Genomic DNA, 16,526 nt, shown 5'->3' on the forward strand with positions numbered 1-16,526 from the left:
TAGGGACGCAGCCGATGCTGGCCTCGATCCTTGCATCCGGTCTCGCGGCGGGCGCGATCTACGCGCTGGTCGGCGTCACCTACAACACGATGTTCTCGACTTCGCGGGTGATGAGCTTCACCGCCGGCCAGCTGGCGATGCTGGGCGGCGTGTTCGGCTCGATGTTCACGCTGAAGCTCGGCCTGCCGGTCGCCGTCGGCTTCGTGCTGACGCTCGCTTGCTGCGCGGTGATCGGCATCGTCACCGAATTCGTCGCGGTGCGGCCGGTGCTCAAGAGCCTCGACCAGCATCTCTACGTGCTCTCGACCTTGGCGGTCGCGCTGATGATCCAGCAGGTCACTGCGATCAAATGGGGCACCGAGCCGCAGCCTTTCCCGCGCATCGTGGGCCTGGGTGACGGCGTGCTGGATGAAAAATTCTGGCTGCCGGTCGCGGCCTGCGCCGTCACCATCATCGGCCTCGAATATCTCTACCGCCGCACCCTGGTCGGACGCGCCTTCCTCGCCATCGCGGAGGACAATTTCGCGGCGCGGGCGCTCGGCCTGCCGGAGCGCAATCTGCGGGTCGCAAGCTACGCGCTGGCCGGCGTGGTCGGCGGCATCGCCGGATTTTCCGGCGGGCAGTTGCTGCTCGCCTTCTTTGCCAACGGCGCGCTGCTCAACTTCTACGGCTTCGTGCCGGTGGCGCTGGGCGGGCTCGGCAACAACCGCGGCGCGATCATCGGCGGGCTCGCGCTCGGCCTGTTCCAGCAGGCGGCGAACTTCCTGGTCGGCGGCATCTTCTCCTCGGTCGCGGTGTTCACGCTGTTCATCGTGGTGCTGCTCGCGGCTCCCCAGGGACTGTTCGGCGCCTCGACCGCGCGGAGGGTGTGATGAGCTCGGTCGCCGCCGCTCCGCCCCGGACCGACAGCGGCGCATGGCGCGCCGCGCTGCCGCATCTCCTGCCGTTCCTCGGCATTCTCGCAGCCGCCGTGCTGCTGCCCTTCGTCAGCAATGATTACTGGGTGCTGATCGGCACCCGCGCCGCGATCTACTGGGTGCTGGTGTCCGGCCTCAATCTGGTGGTCGGCTTCGCCGGCCATCTTGCGATCGGCTATGTCGCGCTGCTGACGCTTGGCGCCTACACGACCAGCGTGCTGGTCGCCGGCAATGTGATGCCGGCGATGCCGGTGTTTGCCGCCCTGCCGATTGCGGGCTTCGTCGGCGCGATCTTCGGCGTGATCGTCGGCCTGCCGGCCTTGCGCCTGCGCACCTTCTACTTCGCGATGTCGACCTTGGGCTTTGCGACCATCGTGACCCAGATCGCGCTGGCCTGGCAGAGCGTGACCGGCGGCGGGATCGGCATATCAGGTCCGGAATTCCCGGCGCCGTTCAACACGCCGTGGGGGTTTTACGGCCTCTGCATCGGCGTTGCCGCGTTGACGACCTGGATGAGCGCCAACATCGCGCGCAGCCGGTTCGGCCGCGCGTTGATCGCGGTGCGCGACGCCGAGGTCGCGGCTGAGGCCAGCGGCATCTCCAAGCCGAACATGCTGATCGCGATCTTCCTGTTCGCCGGTGCGCTGGCGGCGATCGCCGGCGGCTTGTTCGCGACGTTGCAGACCTACATCACGCCCGACGCCTTCACCTTCGATCTGTCGGTGCTGTTCTTCATCGCGATCCTGATCGGCGGCCGCGGTTCGATCCTGGGGCCGATGCTCGGTACCGTCATCCTGACCATCCTGCCGGAGATCGCGGCGCCGCTGGCGGCATGGTCGACCTTTCTCTACGCGGTGCTGCTGCTCCTGATCGTGCTGGTGATGCCCGGTGGGATCGCGGCGCTGCTCGATTTCCGCAACCGCCGTCCGCTCGCCAGCAACCGCGCCATCGTGCCGCGTCCGGCCGCGCTCTCCGACATTGTGCGCCGGCGCGACGGCGGCAAGACGTTGCAGCTGCGCGGCATCGCGCTCAGCTTCGGCAATGTGAAGGCGATCGACGGCCTCGATCTTGACGTTGCGCCCGGCCAGATCCACGGCTTGATCGGCCCGAACGGCAGCGGCAAGACCACCACGCTGAACGTGATCTCGGGCTATTACGCCGCGAAGGCCGGCACCATGACGCTCGGCGCCGCGACATTGCCCGCGGGCCAGCCGGTCAAGCGCGCCGCCAGCGGCATCGCCCGCACCTTCCAGACGCCCCGCGTGATCGGCGAAGCCTCGGTGCTGGAGAACGTCATGATCGGCGGCTCGATCGAGGGCAGGGCCAATTTTGTCGAGGCGATGCTGGCGCTGCCGCGCAACGGCGCCGACGAGCGCATGCTGGCCGCGAAGGCGCGCGCGCTGCTCGGCGTCGTCGGCCTCCAGGCGCTCGCCGACGTGCGCGCCGATCGGCTGCAGCACAGCGAGCTGCGCTTCATCGAGATCGCGCGCGCCCTGATGCTCGATCCGGACTTCCTGCTGCTCGACGAGCCCGCCGCCGGCCTCTCCAATGAGGAGATCGAGCGGCTCGCCACCCTGATCAAGGCGATCTGCGGCCGCGGCACCGGCGTGCTGCTGGTCGAGCACCATGCTGATTTGATCTTCGACATCTGCCACCAGGTCACCGTGCTCAATCTCGGCCGCACGCTGGCGGCGGGAACGCCGGCGGAGATCCGGGTCCACAAGGAGGTCGTCAGTGCTTACCTCGGCGGCTGAACCCCTCCTTGAAGTGACCGCGCTGGAATCCGGCTACGGCAAGATCCGCGTGCTGCACGGCATCGACCTGACGATTGGCGCCGGCGAGGTGGTCGCGCTGCTCGGTCCCAACGGCGCCGGCAAGACCACGCTGCTGCGGGCGATGTCGGGACTGTTGCCGGTCACTGCGGGGCAGGTCCGGTTCGGCGGCCGCGACATGACCAACGCCACGCCGCGCGATGCCGCGCGCGCCGGGCTCGTGCATGTAATCGAGGGCCATCGGGTGTTCACGCAAATCTCGGTCACCGACAATCTGCTGCTCGCCGGCTACGACCTGCCGCGCGCCGAGCGCGCCGGGCGCATCGAAGAGGCGTTGTCGTTCTTTCCCGAGATCGCCGAGAAGCGGCATGAGCGCGGCGGCGCGCTGTCGGGCGGGCAGCAGCAGATGCTGACGGTGGCGCAGGGCCTGGTCCGCCGTCCACGGCTCCTGATGCTCGACGAGCCCTCGGCGGGGCTTTCCCCGGTGCTGGTCGATCGCGTCCTCAATGTGATCGGCCGGTTGCGCCAGCAGGGCACGTCCGTACTGCTGGTTGAGCAATTGCTGGAAAAGGCGCTGGCCTCGGCCGATCGGGTCTATGCCCTGGTGCAGGGGGCAATCGCGCTGGAGGCGCCGACCGCCGAGGACGACCTGCCGCACCGGCTCGAACGCGCCTATTTCGGCCACGAGAGCCACGCCCTGGGCGCCTGAGGCCGCCATATCGCCGCCCCGCTTAACGGTTTGGTAAAGGTAAGGCTTGGCGCTCGGCGCCGATTCTGGCTTCATGGGGCCTCGTGCGGAGGCCCTCCCGATTGTGCTAGGATGCGCTGGAGCCAGCCAACGGACAGGGTATCGGGAAGGTGGTGTGAATGCTGTGCCCGGCCTGTCAGACCGACACCCTGGAAGAAGATGGCGTCTGCCGGTCGTGCCGCCTCAGCTTTACCGCCGTCTGTCTGAGTTGCGAGCATCCAAATCTCGAGACCGCACGGTTCTGCGGTGCCTGCGGCGAGCGCCTGGACCAGTTCCAGCCGGTCGGCGAACGCAAGGTCGTCACCGTGATGTTTGCCGATATCGTCGGCTCCACCGAGTTGATCGGGGACAATGATCCCGAGCTTGCGCTGGATCGTCTGCCGCCTGCTCTGGCGCGGATGGGCAACGCCGTCCGGCAGTTCGACGGCACCATCATGCGCAGCATGGGCGACGGGTTGATGGTGATCTTCGGCGTTCCGCACGCCCAGGAAGACCATGCCCTCCGTGCCTGCCAGGCGGCGCTGACCATGGTCCAGACGTCGCGGGACAACGGCATCGTGCTGCGCGTCGGCATCCATTCCGGCGAGATCGTCGCGGGCGTGCCGGACAGGTTCACCAGGGAGCAGGGGGTCTATGGCGCCGCCGTGCATCTGGCGAGCCGGCTCGAGCATATGGCCCAGCCGGGCGATATCTGCGTCACGGAGTCGACGTTCAAGCTGGTGCAGGCATCTTGCGATGCGCGTGCCCTGGGCCACCAGGACGTCAAGGGATTCCCGCGGCAGATCGGCGTCTACCGGCTGGTCGGAATGAAGCCGTCGCGTGCGCCGTTCCGGGATGCCGTGGTCGGCACCTATCGGGGCCGCGATGCCGAGCTCGCCATCCTGCGGGAGGCGTTTGCCGGAGCCGAGCAGGGCGCCGGCAAGGTGATCGGAATTTCGGCGCCGCCGGGCCTTGGCAAGAGCCGTCTGTGCTTCGAATTTGCCCGCAGCGTCAAGGAGCGTCTGGTACCGGTGCAGGAGGCACGCGCATCGCCCTACGACCATGCCGGCCCGCTGCAGCCGCTGCTGGAATTCTTCCGCAACTTCTTCCGGATCGCCTCGAGCGACGATGCGGAGACGGCGCGCGGCAAGGTCGCGGCGCGGATCGAGTCCTCGGTCCCGCATTTGATGGACGATGTGGCGGTGCTGAGCGATTTTCTCGGTATTCGCGACCCGCGGTCCCCGGTGCCTGCGATGGATCCACGGTCGCGGCACACGCGGCTGGTCAATCTCGTTGCAAGCCTCGTGCGCGACGGCACGCGCACGCCGTCGGTGATCATCATCGAGGACATTCACTGGCTGGACGAAGCGAGCATCGAGTTCGTCTCGGCGCTGGTGAATGTCGCGCATGTCAGCCGGGCGTTGATCATTCTGACGTACCGGCCGACCTATCGGGCGCCGTGGCAGGAGGGACCGGGGTTCCACGAAATCCGGCTCGACGAATTGCGTAGCGAGGATGTCTCTGCGCTGATCATGGACATGATCGGCGATCATCCGTCCACCGCCGCAATTTCCGAGCGCATTGTCGAACGAAGCGGCGGCAATCCGTTCTTTGCGGAGGAGTTGGTCCGTTCGCTGATAGACAGTTCGAACCTGACCGGCCGGCCCGGCGAATACGAGATGTCCGGGCAAGCATCGCCCGAGACCCTGCCTGCGACGGTGCAGACCGTGATTGGTGCACGCATCGACCGCCTCGCGCCGGGGGACAAGGAGGTGCTGCTGGTTGGCGCCACGATCGGGCGGGAGTTTCCTCTCTCTGTGCTTGCCGAAGTGACGCGCAGCAAGCACGTCGATCTCGTTGCCATTCTCGACCGATTGTCGCAGGTTGAACTGATCCAGGAGATCAGCAGCGAGATCGAGCATGATCGTTATGCATTCCGGCATCCGCTGATCCAGGAAGTCGCCTATGCGATGCAGTTGCGCACCCGTCGCGTCGAGTTGCATCGGGCGGTGGCGCATGCGCTCGAGCGCTTCCACCATAACCAGCTCGGCGAATATGCCGATTTGATCGCCTATCATTTCGAATCTGCCAAGGATTTCGTGTCAGCGGCCAACTATCTGGCTCGTTCGGCGAGCTGGATCGGTACGACCAATTCGCGGCTGGGGATGAAGTCGTGGCTCAAGGTTCGGCTGTTGCTGCAATCGCTGCCGCGCTCGCCGGAAACCGACCAGCTGCGCATGCGCGCATCCGGCCACGTCTTGATCCTTGGCTGGCGCGAAGGCATCAGCACCGAAGAGGCTACTCCGTTCTTCCAGGAGGCGTTGGTTGCCGCACGAGACCTCAAGGACTCGCTGTGGGAGGTTCTGATCCTCGCCGCCTTTGGCCGGGTCTCCGCCGGTACGGGCTCGGCGGACGAATATGTTGCGCAGTTGCTGCACGCGATCGAGGTCTGCGAAGACCCGAGCATCAGGACCATCCTGCACGCGCTTCTGTGCCAGGCCTATGGCTACGCCGGGAAACTGCGGGAAGCGATCGCGGCCGCGGAATCCGCGCTCAGCCATATCACAAGCATTGATAGGTCCCACCAAGCGCCGCTCGGCTTCGATGTGGAGCGTTGGGTTGAGAGCCTGCACGCGCGCCTGCTGGTGCGGACGGGCAGTTTCGACGTTGCGCGGGCGAGCATCGCCAAACTGGTCGCCAGTGAGAGCGGCCATCCCGATCCGGCGGTCTTGTTCATTCCGCATCATGCCGGAGTCGAAATGGCCTGGCTGACGCAGGACGAAAAGCTTGCCGATTTTCACAGCCTGCGTATCGACGAGATCACCAGGAGAAGCGACACGCCCTATGTCGCGGTGTATGCGAGCGTTTGCCGCGGACTGGCGCTGTCGCTGGCGGGGGATCACGCTGCGGCGATCCAGATGCTTGAATCGGCGATTCGGCTCGCGCGGGAGGCTTTCGCCGGACTCGAATATGAAAGCGACATGCTGGCATTCCTTGCCGAGATTCATCTGAAAAGTAACAATCTGGCCGCGGCGCTCAGCGTGGCTGAACAGGGGATCGCGGTCGCGCGGGAGCGGCGGGCGCGCCTCGCCGAATGCCGTTCGACGCTGGTTCTTGCGCATGTGGTCAATGCGGACAGCTTGCGCTATCCGCAGTACCGGTTGACCGAGGTGCTTGCGCGCGCTCGGCTTCTCATCGAGGAGACCGGCGCCTCACCCTACGAGCGGCTGTTTCCGGTCGTGCAGTCGTCGTCCTGCGGACAAGAAGCGTGAATTCACGCATGCCGTAGTCGGTGACCACCTCGACGCGGCCTAATCGCTTGCAAAACCCAATCCAGCGCTCCGGCGCGGTCCGATAAAGCCCGGCCTCAGCGCGGGCGTCGTCACGCGGGAGCATGAAGTTGACGGCGAAGCCGATCCGGCTGCTGGCCGCAAGATCGGCGAGGATCGCCCCGACATAGGCTTCCCATGCCGCGACGGGATGACCGAGCCGGACGTTGAATATCCCGCTCGCAAGCGAATAGTCGGCGACTGCGCCGCACTGCGACCCTTCGGTGAAGGTGGCCTGCGGGTTGCCGGCCCAGCGGGCGCGGGCGGCAGCGATCATCGCCGGCGAAATGTCGATGCCCCGATAGGTCACTTCGGCATCGCCATGCCGCGTCGCCAGGAATTCCAGCAGCGCGCCGTAGCCGCAGCCGAAATCGTTTAGGCTGAACGGCCGCCCGAAATCGCATAGCTTCAGGAGCTGCACGAAGCGCAGATATTGCGAGAGCACGTTCGGCCAATCGACCCCGAGCGGGGTCGGGCCATGGCGCTCCAGCGTTCTGGAATAGTAATCGCGAACCTTGGCGTGCGGCTCGGGCATCGCCCAAGTTTCAGATCACTTCTTGCGCGCGCCGGCCTTGGGGCGGCCGGCCGCGATCGTCGGCATCGAGATCGTCAGAAAAACCAGTGGGGAATAGCTCAGGACGCGATCGCCTGAAGTCACCTTCACGATACCTTTCGGAGACTCCGCCGGGTGCGAGGTGAAGTGCACCGGCAACGGCTTGCGGCTTTCGAGATTGGCCTGCAGCGACGCGATGACCTGGTCGTGTCCATTCAGCGTCGTTGCTTTGCCGTCGACCGACGCGCCGGTCTTCTTCAGCAGATTGAGATACCGGAAAAACCCGTCGCGATCCGCTTCGCCAACGGGCGCAATATTGAGGAGCCCAAACGACATCCGCAGCGTGCGTTGCGGCGAGAAGACCTTGAACTCCTTTTGAAACTGGACCATTTCGTCCAGGGCTTCTGCAATAAATCGGGACTTCATCTGCTGCAAAAGATCGGGAACGTATCTGTCGGCAACCAACCCGCCCATTGTATTCCTCCTGAAAACACCATGATAACCCGCTTCCCAGCTCCCGGCTAGCTGTGGGCGGATTGGCTGATGGTACAATCACCAGTTTGCGCCGCTGTCTATGAATTGCTTCACAGAGTTGGCCGTGCATGATGCAAAGCCTGCGCTTTTCGTGAGCCGTCCCGTCCGGTCGACTTCTTGTCCATCCCATTCGACAGTGCCTCCATGCGACTCCCCTTCTTCTACGGCTGGATCATCGTCGCGGTGACCTTTGTCACCATGGCGATCGGCGTCAACGCGCGCACGGCGTTCTCGCTGTTCTATCCCCCGATCATCTCCGAGTTCGGCTGGGAGCGCGGGGTCACGGCGGGCGCATTCTCGTTCGGCTTTGTCGCCTCGGCGATCGCAAGCCCGCTGATCGGGCGGCTGATGGACCGCGGCGGGCCGCGTGCGGTGATGGAGCTTGGCGTGCTCCTGATGGGCTCGGGCCTGCTGCTGGCGCCGCTGACCACCCAGCCCTGGCACCTCTATCTTACCATCGGCGTGCTGGTCGGCGCCGGCAGCGTCTGCCTCGGCTATTCCGGGCAATCGTTGTTCGTGCCGAACTGGTTCCTCCGCCGCCGTGGCCTTGCGATCGGGCTCGCCTTCGCCGGCGTCGGCATCGGCTCGGTGACGCTGCTGCCATGGGTGCAGCACATGATCGAGCACACCGGCTGGCGCACCGCCTGCACCGCGATGGGAATCGTGGTGCTGGTCGTGCTGGCGCCGATCAACCTGCTGCTGCACAAGCGGCCCGAAGACATTGGGCTGCAGCCGGACGGCGATGCCGTGCTGGCGGCGACGTCGGCCAGGCCGGCGTCGAACATCGTCGATCCGGCGTGGGCCGGCACCGACTGGACGCTGCCGCGAGCGCTGCGCACCGCGCGGTTCTGGTGGATCGCGATCGGCTATTTCTGCGGCCTGTACATCTGGTATGCGGTCCAGGTGCACCAGACCAAGTTTCTGCTCGACATCGGCTTCAGCTCCAATGTCGGCGTCTGGGCGCTTGGCGTCGTCAGCCTGCTCGGCATTCCCGGCCAGATCTGGCTCGGTCATCTCTCCGATCGCATCGGCCGCGAATGGGTGTGGGCGATCTCCTGCTTCGGCTTCGTGATCTGTTTTGCCGCGCTGGCTGCGCTGAAATACTGGCCGAGCATGACGTTGGTCTATCTGATGGTCTTCACTCAGGGCGCGCTCGGCTATGGCCTGACATCCGTGATGGGGCCGGTGGTGCTCGAGATATTCCAGGGCAGGCACTATGGCAGCATTTTCGGCACCGTGATGCTGGCTGCGCTCGCCGGCGGTGCCGCCGGGCCGTGGATCACCGGCCAACTCTATGATGTCTCGGGCAGCTATACCAGCGCGTTCCTGCTCGGGATCGCCGTCAGCCTGCTGTCGGCATTCGCGATCTGGCAAGCTTCGCCCCGCAAGGTTCGCGCGGTCGCCGGACAGATGCACAAGATCGCGAGCGCAGCCTGAACCTGGAGCCCTTTCCGTTCCGATGGAATCGGAACGGGGCTCTAGATTCTTGTTCGACGCGTTTTCTTCACGCGAACCGGTAGCCACTTCGCTCGAAAACGCTCTAGCGCGCGGAGGAAACACCGATCGCGCGCTGCAGGTCGGTGATCGCGCGCAGGAAGCTGTCCGCCGGCGTGGTTTCCGGATCGATCAGCCGGTGCAGCCGGAAACCGTCCTCCAGCGCCAGCACGATTGCACCAGTCCATTCCGGGTTGAGCGCGCCGTTCCGGCCGCCATTCTTCCCGGTGGTCGCGACGATATCTGTGATCAGCTTGCGCCGCGCGCGCAGCCGTTTTGCCAGTTCGGGCCGCCGCTTTTCCGCGCGTGCGACAAACAGGATCATCTCCATGTGCAGGAGCGGGGAGCGGCCGAGCGGATCCTGCCGGCTGCGATCCATCGTCCGCAGTGCCTCGATGAAATCGGCAAGGTTCTGGTGCTGGGCCAGCAGGTCGAGACATCGCCGGATCGATTGCTCGACGTGATCCTCGAGCATCGCGAAGATCAACTCGTCCTTGCTCTTGAAGTTCGAATAGAAGGCGCCGCGGCTGAAGCCCGCAGCGGCCGCGATCGCCTCGATGCTGGCGCCGCCGATGCCCTGTTCCTCGAACACCCGCGCCGCCGCCTCGAACAGCTTCTCGCAGGTGTCGTCGCGTGTCGGTCTGGTTCGAACCCTTGACATCGGCGCAGTTTAGGGCACAATGCAACTCAATACAATGGTGTATCGAGTTGCGCTCAGTGAAACGAGCACTCGATGAAACGAGACTCGATGAAACGAGAACGGCCGCATTCCTGATGGTGCGGTCTTTGAGGATGACACCAAGGCGCGCCAGGGTCCAAGGCACCGGTGCGACGAGCCAGCGAGGTCACCATGAACGAGCAAGTTCAGCCGGCAAGCGGCGAGCCGCTTTTCAATCCACTGGCGCCCGAATTCATTCGCAATCCCTATCCGTATTATGAGCGGTTGCGCCGCCTCGACCCGATGCACGTCAATGCGCACGGCGCCTTCGTCGCCAGCCGGCACGCCGAGGCGAACCTCGTGCTGCGCGACAAGCGGTTCGGCAAGGATTATGTCGAGCGCACGATCCGTCGCTACGGTCCGAAGATCATGGACGAGCCGGTGTTCCGCAGCATGAGTCACTGGATGCTGCAGCAGGATCCGCCGGACCACACCCGTTTGCGCGGCCTTGTCGTCAAGGCCTTCACTGCGCGCCGGGTCGAGGACATGCGTCCGCGCATCCAGCAGGTCGTCGACGAGACGCTCGACCGCATCATTCCGCAAGGTCGGATGGACCTGATCGAGGACTTCGCGTTTCGCCTGCCGGTCACGATCATCTGCGATATGCTCGGTATCCCGGAGGAGCACCGCGAGGCCTTCTACAACGGCTCGCGCGATGGTGGCCGCATTCTCGAGCCGGTGCCGCTGTCGGCGGAGGAGATCAAGCAGGGCAACGCCGCCAACGCGATGGCGGCGATGTATTTCCATCAGCTGTTCGAGCTGCGGCGCAAGCAGCCCGGTGACGACCTCACCACCCAGCTGGTGCAGGCCGAGGAGGACGGCCAGAAGCTCACCAATGAGGAGCTCACCGGCAACATCATCCTGCTGTTCGGCGCCGGCCACGAGACCACCGTGAACCTGATCGGCAACGGCCTGCTCGCGCTGTTCCGCAACCCGGACCAGCTCGCGCTGCTGAAGGCCAATCCCGGCCTGATCACCAATGCGATCGAGGAGTTCCTGCGCTACGATTCCTCGGTGCAGCTGACCGGCCGCGTCGCATTGGAGGACATCGAGGATCTCGGCGGCAAGCGCATCCCGAAGGGCGAAAGCGTGCTGTGCCTGCTCGGCTCGGCCAATCACGATCCGGCGGTCTATCCCGACCATCCCGAAAAGCTCGACATCCAGCGCCCGAACGTGAAGCCGCTGTCGTTCGGCGGCGGCATCCATTTCTGCCTCGGTGCCCAGTTGGCGCGGATCGAGGCCGAAATCGCGATCTCGACGCTGCTGCGGCGGATCCCCGACCTGCGGCTCGATGACGCGGAAAATCCGGAGTGGCGGCCGACCTTCGTGCTGCGCGGGCTGAAGCGGCTGCCGGCGAGCTGGTGACGTTCCCGCCGGGCGGCGGCCCTGCCGTGAAGCTGGCGCACGCACGCTTGAGCGGAAAACCGCCGTCCCATTAACGTTGTAGCGGTAAAGCCGCTGTGACTTCGCCATACTTGTCTCTATATTTGGGTTGCTCCGGCCAAGGGTTGGCAAAGGGTTCAGCATAAGGAGGCTGCCGCGGAGCGGGCTCAAAGGGAGACACCGTGCAGACGACGCTGCTCGGCCTGGCAATCGCGTTCATTCTTGCATTGGTGGCCGCGCTGGTCGGTCCGTATTTCGTTGACTGGAACCAGTTCAGGCCGCAGTTCGAGGAGGAAGCGTCCAAGATCATCGGCGCGCCGGTGCGGGTCGCCGGCAATCTCGACGCGCGTCTGCTCCCGGCACCCTCGCTACGGTTGAAGACGGTCACCGTCGGTGGCACCAAGGACCTCGGCAAGGTCCGGGCCGCCAGTCTCGATGTCGAGTTCAGCCTGAGCTCGCTGATGCGCGGCGAGGTGCGCGCCAATGAACTCACCGTCAACGGCGTGTCGCTCGATCTCGGGCTCGATCCGAAGGGTCGGGTCGACTGGTCGGCGCCGAGCGGCAGCTTCAACCTGGCCTCGCTGGCGATCGACCGGCTCAATCTGACCGGCCGCGTGGCGCTGCACGATGCCGCGAGCCGCAGCACGCTCGAGCTCAATGACATCGCCTTCAGCGGCGACGTCCGCTCGCTGGCCGGCGCGGTCCGTGGCGACGGCAACTTCATGTTCGACGGCAACCGCTATCCGTTTCGGATCTCGTCGGGGCAAAGCGCCGATGGCAGCGGCACCCGCCTGCACGTCAACATCGATCCCGGGCAGCGGCCGGTATCGGCCGATCTCGACGGCATCCTGACCTTCGAGGCCCGCGCGCCGCGCTTCGAGGGGACCGTGACGCTGGCGGGGACAGCTGGCCAGCGCGGCGGCAGCGACATGGCGCCCTGGCGGATCGCGGCCAAAGTGAAATCGGACTATTCGGCGGCACGTCTCGACCAGATCGAGGTGAGCTACGGCACCGAGGATCGCGCGCTGAAGTTCGGGGGCAATGGCGATCTCCGGTTCGGCGCATCGCCGCTGCTGCGAGCCTCGCTCACGGCGCGGCAACTCGACGGTGACAGGTTCGCGGCCAAAGATAGCAACAACGGCAGTGTCGAGCCGGTGCGCGTGCTGCCGGCGCTGCGCGCGGTATTGTCGGGCCTGCCGCAAAGCCCGATTCCGGCACAGATGGAGCTGACGTCCGAGCAGATCATGCTCGGCGGGCGCCCGTTGCAGGACATCTCGGCCGAGCTGCAATCGGATGCCAAATCGTGGACCGTGCGCCGGCTGGAGTTTCGCGCGCCGGGATCGACGCGGGTCTCGATGAGCGGCGCCAGCGCGCAAGCCGGGGTCTCGAACAGCTTCAAGACCGCGCTCAACGTCGAATCGTCCGATCCCGATGCGTTGATGAGCTGGCTGCAGGGGCGGAGCGATATCACCTATCGCAGCCAGAAGCCGCTGCGGCTGCGCGGCGATGTTACGGTGTCGCCATCAGGCTTTTCGATCGATGCGATGAAGGCGGAGATCGAGAGCGGCACGCTCGAGGGCCGCGTCGCGGTCACCCATCGCGAGGCCGCGAACGGCTCCAGGGTCGAAGCCCAGTTGAAGGCGGAGCGGCTCGATCTCGATGCGACCGCTGCCTTGATCCGTTCGCTGGCCGGTCCGCAGGCCGAATGGCCCGACGAGGCGCAGCTGTCGCTCGACATCGGGCGCGCGATCTCCTCGGGACAGGAATTGCGGCCGCTGCTGGCGAAGATCACCTACGGCCCGAAGAGCATCGCGCTCGAGCGCGTGAAGATCGGTCAGCCCGACAATGTCACGCTTGACGGCAGCGGCAATTTCGATCGCGCCAATTCGACCGGCAAGTTCGCGCTCGACGCGGGTGCTGCCTCGCTTGGCCGGCTTGTCGCGCTCGTTCAGCCGTTCGCGCCGGCGCTTGCCGCGCGGCTTGGTGTGCTCCGCGCCGATGCCGGCCCGGTCCGCGCCAGGCTCGCGCTCGACCTCGGCAAGGGCAAGGCCGCCGATCGGGTCAGCGCGCGCGCGACGCTTGATCTCGACACGCCGCAGCTCAAGGGCAATACGGTGATCTCGGCAACGCCGCAGGTGGCTGCGATCCGTGCGCTGGATATCGATGCACTCCGGCGCAACGAGGTGACTGCGGAAGCGAAAGTCTCGGCCGGCGAGGGCCGTGCGTTGCTGGCGCTGCTCGGGCTTGACCGCGTGGTCGCCGCCGGTGCGGGGGCGACGCAACTCGAGGGTAGCGTGAGCGGCGCATGGCAGGCGCCGTTGCGGCTGAAAGCGCGGCTGTGGGGCGCCGGGCTCGACGCGGATGCGGAGGGGAGCGCGGAGCCTTGGTCCAAGGATCGGAGCAAGGACGGGACCAAGGATGCGGCGAATGAAAGCAAATCGAGCGTCAGCCTCCGCGTCCGCAGTGCCGACATCAGTCCGCTGCTCAATCTGAAATCATCGGATCCGGCGGCAAACATCCGCCTGTCGTCGAAGGTGGCGCTCGCGGGCGATCGGCTGACCTTCGAGGATCTCGACAGCATCGTCGCCGGCTCGCGGCTGCGTGGCCGTCTGGCGCTGACGCTCGCCGATCAGAAAAGCATCGACGGCGAAATCGGCCTTGATCAGATCTCGCTGGCGCCGATTTTCGCAGCCGCGATCGGCGCGGCCGGCCACGATGCGACGGAGCCGCTCGGCGCCGGGCTCACCAGCGCCTGGCGCGGCAAGGTCACGTTCGAAGCGCTGCACGGCCTGCTGCCGGGCGGCACCGAGCTGCAGCCGGTCAGCGGCACGATCAAGTCGGACGGGCAGGCGCTGACCTTCGAAGGCATCAAGGGCAAGATCGGCGGCGGCGAGGCGAGCGCCTCGATCGATGCGCGGCAGGGCGTCAACGGACTTGCGCTGAACGCCAATGTGCAGCTGTCGGGCGTCGACGCGTCGGCGCTGCGCTATCGCAGTCTCGCGATGCCCAAGGGACGCGCCTCGATGCAGATGACGCTATTGACGCAGGGCCGTAGTGCCGCGGCGTTGACCGGTGCGATGTCCGGGAGCGGCACGGTGACGCTGGAGGAACTGAGCCTCCCGGGTCTCGATCCGCGCGCGTTCGACGTCGCGATCCGCGCCAGCGATTCCGGTCAGGCGACCGACGACATCAGGTTGAGGCAGATCGTCGAAGCGGCGCTCGCTGCCGGCGGGCTGTCGATCGCTTCGGCGCAAATTCCCTTCAGCATCCGCGACGGCCGCATCCGTGTTGCGGCCACCACGCTTGCAGCGAACGGCGCCAACGCCATCCTGTCCGGCGGCTATGACATTCCGGCCGATCAGGCCGACATCCGCGCGGCACTGGCATCGACGCAGGTTGGTAACGCCAACAGCCGCCCGGAAATCCAGCTGCTCGCCGTGGGCACGCCCGACGGGCTGTCGCGCAGCATCGACATCGCAGCGTTGTCGTCATGGCTTGCGGTGCGCGCGATCGACCGAGAGACCAGGCGGCTTGACGCGATCGAGCGCGGCGAGCCGGCGCCTGATGCGGCCGGCTCAAATTCGGCGGGAGTGCCTTCCGCCAATCTGCCGGCACCCGGCCCCGACCCGCGCCGCGTCCCTCCGAAGCCGAAGATCGTGGCACCGCGGCCGCCGATCGTCCCGCCGGTCGCCACAACGCCTGCCGTCGTGTCGCCGGCGCCGATTGCGAGCGAGCCCCAGGTGGCGCCGTTGCCGCCGCCGATCGAAGTCAAGCCGGCGCCCGGCGCGGCCAGGCCGAGGCCGCTGCGACCGCCGCTGTCGCTGACGCCGCAGGTCGCCAATCCGCCGCCGCGGCCGGCCATGCAAAACTAGGGCATGATGATGAGATTAGGTTGAGCTGCAACGGCGTCGAAAGTTCACCTCTCCCTTGGGAGAGGTCGATTTGCGCAGCAAATCGGGTGAGGGGTTGCGGTCTATCGGGAGAGCAAGATCCCTCACCCGGATTGCTTCGCAATCCGACCTCTCCCCGGTGGGGAGAGGTGAACCGAGACCGCCAAGCCGATTCAATCAAAACTCATTCCGCTTTAGAATTCAGCTCACGATTGGTGCTGGAGAATATTGATCAGCCGGCCGAAGGGATCGCGCACGTAGAACCGGCGCACGCCCCACGGCTCGTCCGCCGGACCATATTCGATCGCGATGCCGACCGCCTTGATCCGGCGCAAGGCCTCGTCGAGATCGTCGACCTCGATCGAGAGATCGGGCACCAGCGTGCCGGAGCCACCTTCGGACGCGAAGCTGATTTGAACCTGCATCGTTTCGGATGAGCCGTAAGTCGCAACCCAACCGAAATCCATCAGCGGCTCGAGGCCGAGGATATCGCGATAAAACGACTTCGCTGCCGCGATGTCTGCTGCGGCAACGTTCGCGACGATGCGATTGACCTTCATGCTGAAGTCCGCGCGGTAGAACGACCGTCTGCGCGCTGGCGACAGTCGGAGAGGCTATCAGGCCTGCTGGCGCGTATCGACCTGCTGCGGCCTGACATCCGTCGGCACGGCCGGCGTGGCGCGCGAGCGGAAGTAGTCGAGCACGAAAAGCCGGATCGCGGAAGACAGATTGCCCTGCTGGCGGTTGCTGTCGATCTCGCCGACCAATTCCGACAGCGTCATGTTCCGCAGTCCGGAAATCTCCTTCATGCCGTTCCAGAAGGCCTCTTCGAGGCTGACGCTGGTCTTGTGACCGGCGACCACGATCGAACGCTTAACGACGGGAGACTTCATGATGCGTCTCCACTTTCGACACGCTGCTGATTGAGAAGGTGCTGATCGAGCACACGTGCATTGCGCTCGGCGAGAAATTCGTCACGCGCCCGCTCGGACTTGGTGCGACCGAATAGCGCACGATTGGCTTCGGCCTGCTTCGCCGCTTGTTCGCGCTCACCGCGCTTCTTGAATCGTTTCAGGTTGACCACGTCGCCCATGCTCGTCGTCCTCAATCGTCCCCAAAGCGGAATTGGTGATGCATCGTGACGAAAGCAAGAGCGACTGCACTGCGCGCCCGGCTCGATATTCATCCCGAATCCCCGTTTGATGCATC

General features: G+C 65.6%; 13 protein-coding genes. 7 read left to right on the plus strand and 6 right to left on the minus strand.

Annotated elements, in window-relative coordinates:
• The first annotated feature begins 14 nt into the window (after nucleotides 1–14).
• The 4 genes from ACVIW0_RS09650 to ACVIW0_RS09665 all read left to right on the plus strand — a co-directional run bounded on the left by ACVIW0_RS09650 (nucleotide 15) and on the right by ACVIW0_RS09665 (nucleotide 6,688).
• Nucleotides 15–872: a branched-chain amino acid ABC transporter permease gene (locus tag ACVIW0_RS09650; protein WP_461352104.1), complete on the plus strand. Its 858-nt coding sequence runs from the start codon at nucleotides 15–17 to the stop codon at nucleotides 870–872.
• On the plus strand, nucleotides 872–2,671 hold the full coding sequence (locus tag ACVIW0_RS09655) for a branched-chain amino acid ABC transporter ATP-binding protein/permease (protein WP_461352105.1): 1,800 nt from the start codon (nucleotides 872–874) through the stop codon (nucleotides 2,669–2,671). The genes ACVIW0_RS09650 and ACVIW0_RS09655 overlap by 1 nt, the downstream gene beginning before the upstream one ends.
• Nucleotides 2,652–3,398, plus strand: coding sequence for an ABC transporter ATP-binding protein (locus ACVIW0_RS09660; RefSeq protein WP_461352106.1), 747 nt, complete (start codon nucleotides 2,652–2,654; stop codon nucleotides 3,396–3,398). Before ACVIW0_RS09655 ends, ACVIW0_RS09660 begins: the two co-directional genes overlap by 20 nt.
• 158 nt (nucleotides 3,399–3,556) lie before the next feature.
• Nucleotides 3,557–6,688 carry an ATP-binding protein gene (locus ACVIW0_RS09665; RefSeq protein WP_461352107.1) on the plus strand — a complete coding sequence of 1,044 codons (3,132 nt, stop codon included), beginning with the start codon at nucleotides 3,557–3,559 and terminating at the stop codon, nucleotides 6,686–6,688.
• On the opposite strand, the gene ACVIW0_RS09670 is transcribed toward ACVIW0_RS09665, so the two are convergent.
• The gene (locus tag ACVIW0_RS09670; protein WP_461352108.1) at nucleotides 6,609–7,280 is read right to left on the minus strand and encodes a methyltransferase domain-containing protein; all 672 of its coding nucleotides are present in this window, start codon (nucleotides 7,278–7,280) and stop codon (nucleotides 6,609–6,611) included. The genes ACVIW0_RS09665 and ACVIW0_RS09670 overlap by 80 nt on opposite strands.
• A gap of 15 nt (nucleotides 7,281–7,295) precedes the next feature.
• On the minus strand, nucleotides 7,296–7,772 hold the full coding sequence (locus ACVIW0_RS09675) for a hypothetical protein (RefSeq protein WP_461352109.1): 477 nt from the start codon (nucleotides 7,770–7,772) through the stop codon (nucleotides 7,296–7,298).
• A 204-nt stretch (nucleotides 7,773–7,976) separates the two neighbouring features.
• Here ACVIW0_RS09675 and ACVIW0_RS09680 point away from each other — a divergent pair, with 204 nt between their 5' ends.
• The gene (locus tag ACVIW0_RS09680) at nucleotides 7,977–9,269 is read left to right on the plus strand and encodes an MFS transporter (protein ID WP_461352110.1); all 1,293 of its coding nucleotides are present in this window, start codon (nucleotides 7,977–7,979) and stop codon (nucleotides 9,267–9,269) included.
• 103 nt (nucleotides 9,270–9,372) lie between these two features.
• Here the strand turns inward: ACVIW0_RS09680 and ACVIW0_RS09685 are convergent, their stop codons facing one another.
• Nucleotides 9,373–9,987, minus strand: coding sequence for a TetR/AcrR family transcriptional regulator (locus tag ACVIW0_RS09685; protein WP_461352111.1), 615 nt, complete (start codon nucleotides 9,985–9,987; stop codon nucleotides 9,373–9,375).
• Between the two features lie 189 nt (nucleotides 9,988–10,176).
• Between ACVIW0_RS09685 and ACVIW0_RS09690 the strand changes: the two genes are divergently transcribed.
• Both ACVIW0_RS09690 and ACVIW0_RS09695 read left to right on the plus strand, forming a co-directional pair.
• Nucleotides 10,177–11,409, plus strand: coding sequence for a cytochrome P450 (locus ACVIW0_RS09690; protein ID WP_461352112.1), 1,233 nt, complete (start codon nucleotides 10,177–10,179; stop codon nucleotides 11,407–11,409).
• A 200-nt stretch (nucleotides 11,410–11,609) separates the two neighbouring features.
• Nucleotides 11,610–15,299, plus strand: coding sequence for an AsmA family protein (locus tag ACVIW0_RS09695; RefSeq protein WP_461352113.1), 3,690 nt, complete (start codon nucleotides 11,610–11,612; stop codon nucleotides 15,297–15,299).
• 224 nt (nucleotides 15,300–15,523) lie between these two features.
• Here ACVIW0_RS09695 and ACVIW0_RS09700 read toward each other — a convergent pair whose 3' ends face one another.
• From ACVIW0_RS09700 to ACVIW0_RS09710, 3 genes are read right to left on the minus strand one after another with little or no spacing between them, the layout of a single operon-like run.
• Complete coding sequence (locus ACVIW0_RS09700; RefSeq protein ID WP_461352114.1) at nucleotides 15,524–15,877, minus strand: VOC family protein; 354 nt, start codon at nucleotides 15,875–15,877, stop codon at nucleotides 15,524–15,526.
• 57 nt (nucleotides 15,878–15,934) lie between these two features.
• A complete protein-coding gene (locus ACVIW0_RS09705; protein WP_021077181.1) occupies nucleotides 15,935–16,210 on the minus strand; it encodes a ribbon-helix-helix domain-containing protein in 276 nt (91 codons plus the stop codon).
• Nucleotides 16,207–16,410 (minus strand): DUF4169 family protein, encoded by a 204-nt coding sequence (locus tag ACVIW0_RS09710; RefSeq protein WP_461352115.1) that lies wholly within the window; start codon nucleotides 16,408–16,410, stop codon nucleotides 16,207–16,209. The genes ACVIW0_RS09705 and ACVIW0_RS09710 overlap by 4 nt, the downstream gene beginning before the upstream one ends.
• Nucleotides 16,411–16,526 lie beyond the last annotated feature (116 nt).

It is taken from the genome of Bradyrhizobium sp. USDA 4454, from assembly GCF_054822705.1.

Bases quoted from the DNA above. Each gene is read 5' to 3' on its own strand.
- ACVIW0_RS09650 (WP_461352104.1), top strand. From the start codon at position 15: ATGCTGGCCTCGATCCTTGCATCCGGTCTCGCGGCGGGCGCGATCTAC.
- ACVIW0_RS09655 (WP_461352105.1), top strand. From the start codon at position 872: ATGAGCTCGGTCGCCGCCGCTCCGCCCCGGACCGACAGCGGCGCATGG.
- ACVIW0_RS09665 (WP_461352107.1), top strand. From the start codon at position 3,557: ATGCTGTGCCCGGCCTGTCAGACCGACACCCTGGAAGAAGATGGCGTC.
- ACVIW0_RS09670 (WP_461352108.1), bottom strand. From the start codon at position 7,280: ATGCCCGAGCCGCACGCCAAGGTTCGCGATTACTATTCCAGAACGCTG.
- ACVIW0_RS09675 (WP_461352109.1), bottom strand. From the start codon at position 7,772: ATGGGCGGGTTGGTTGCCGACAGATACGTTCCCGATCTTTTGCAGCAG.
- ACVIW0_RS09680 (WP_461352110.1), top strand. From the start codon at position 7,977: ATGCGACTCCCCTTCTTCTACGGCTGGATCATCGTCGCGGTGACCTTT.
- ACVIW0_RS09685 (WP_461352111.1), bottom strand. From the start codon at position 9,987: ATGTCAAGGGTTCGAACCAGACCGACACGCGACGACACCTGCGAGAAG.
- ACVIW0_RS09690 (WP_461352112.1), top strand. From the start codon at position 10,177: ATGAACGAGCAAGTTCAGCCGGCAAGCGGCGAGCCGCTTTTCAATCCA.
- ACVIW0_RS09700 (WP_461352114.1), bottom strand. From the start codon at position 15,877: ATGAAGGTCAATCGCATCGTCGCGAACGTTGCCGCAGCAGACATCGCG.
- ACVIW0_RS09705 (WP_021077181.1), bottom strand. From the start codon at position 16,210: ATGAAGTCTCCCGTCGTTAAGCGTTCGATCGTGGTCGCCGGTCACAAG.
- ACVIW0_RS09710 (WP_461352115.1), bottom strand. From the start codon at position 16,410: ATGGGCGACGTGGTCAACCTGAAACGATTCAAGAAGCGCGGTGAGCGC.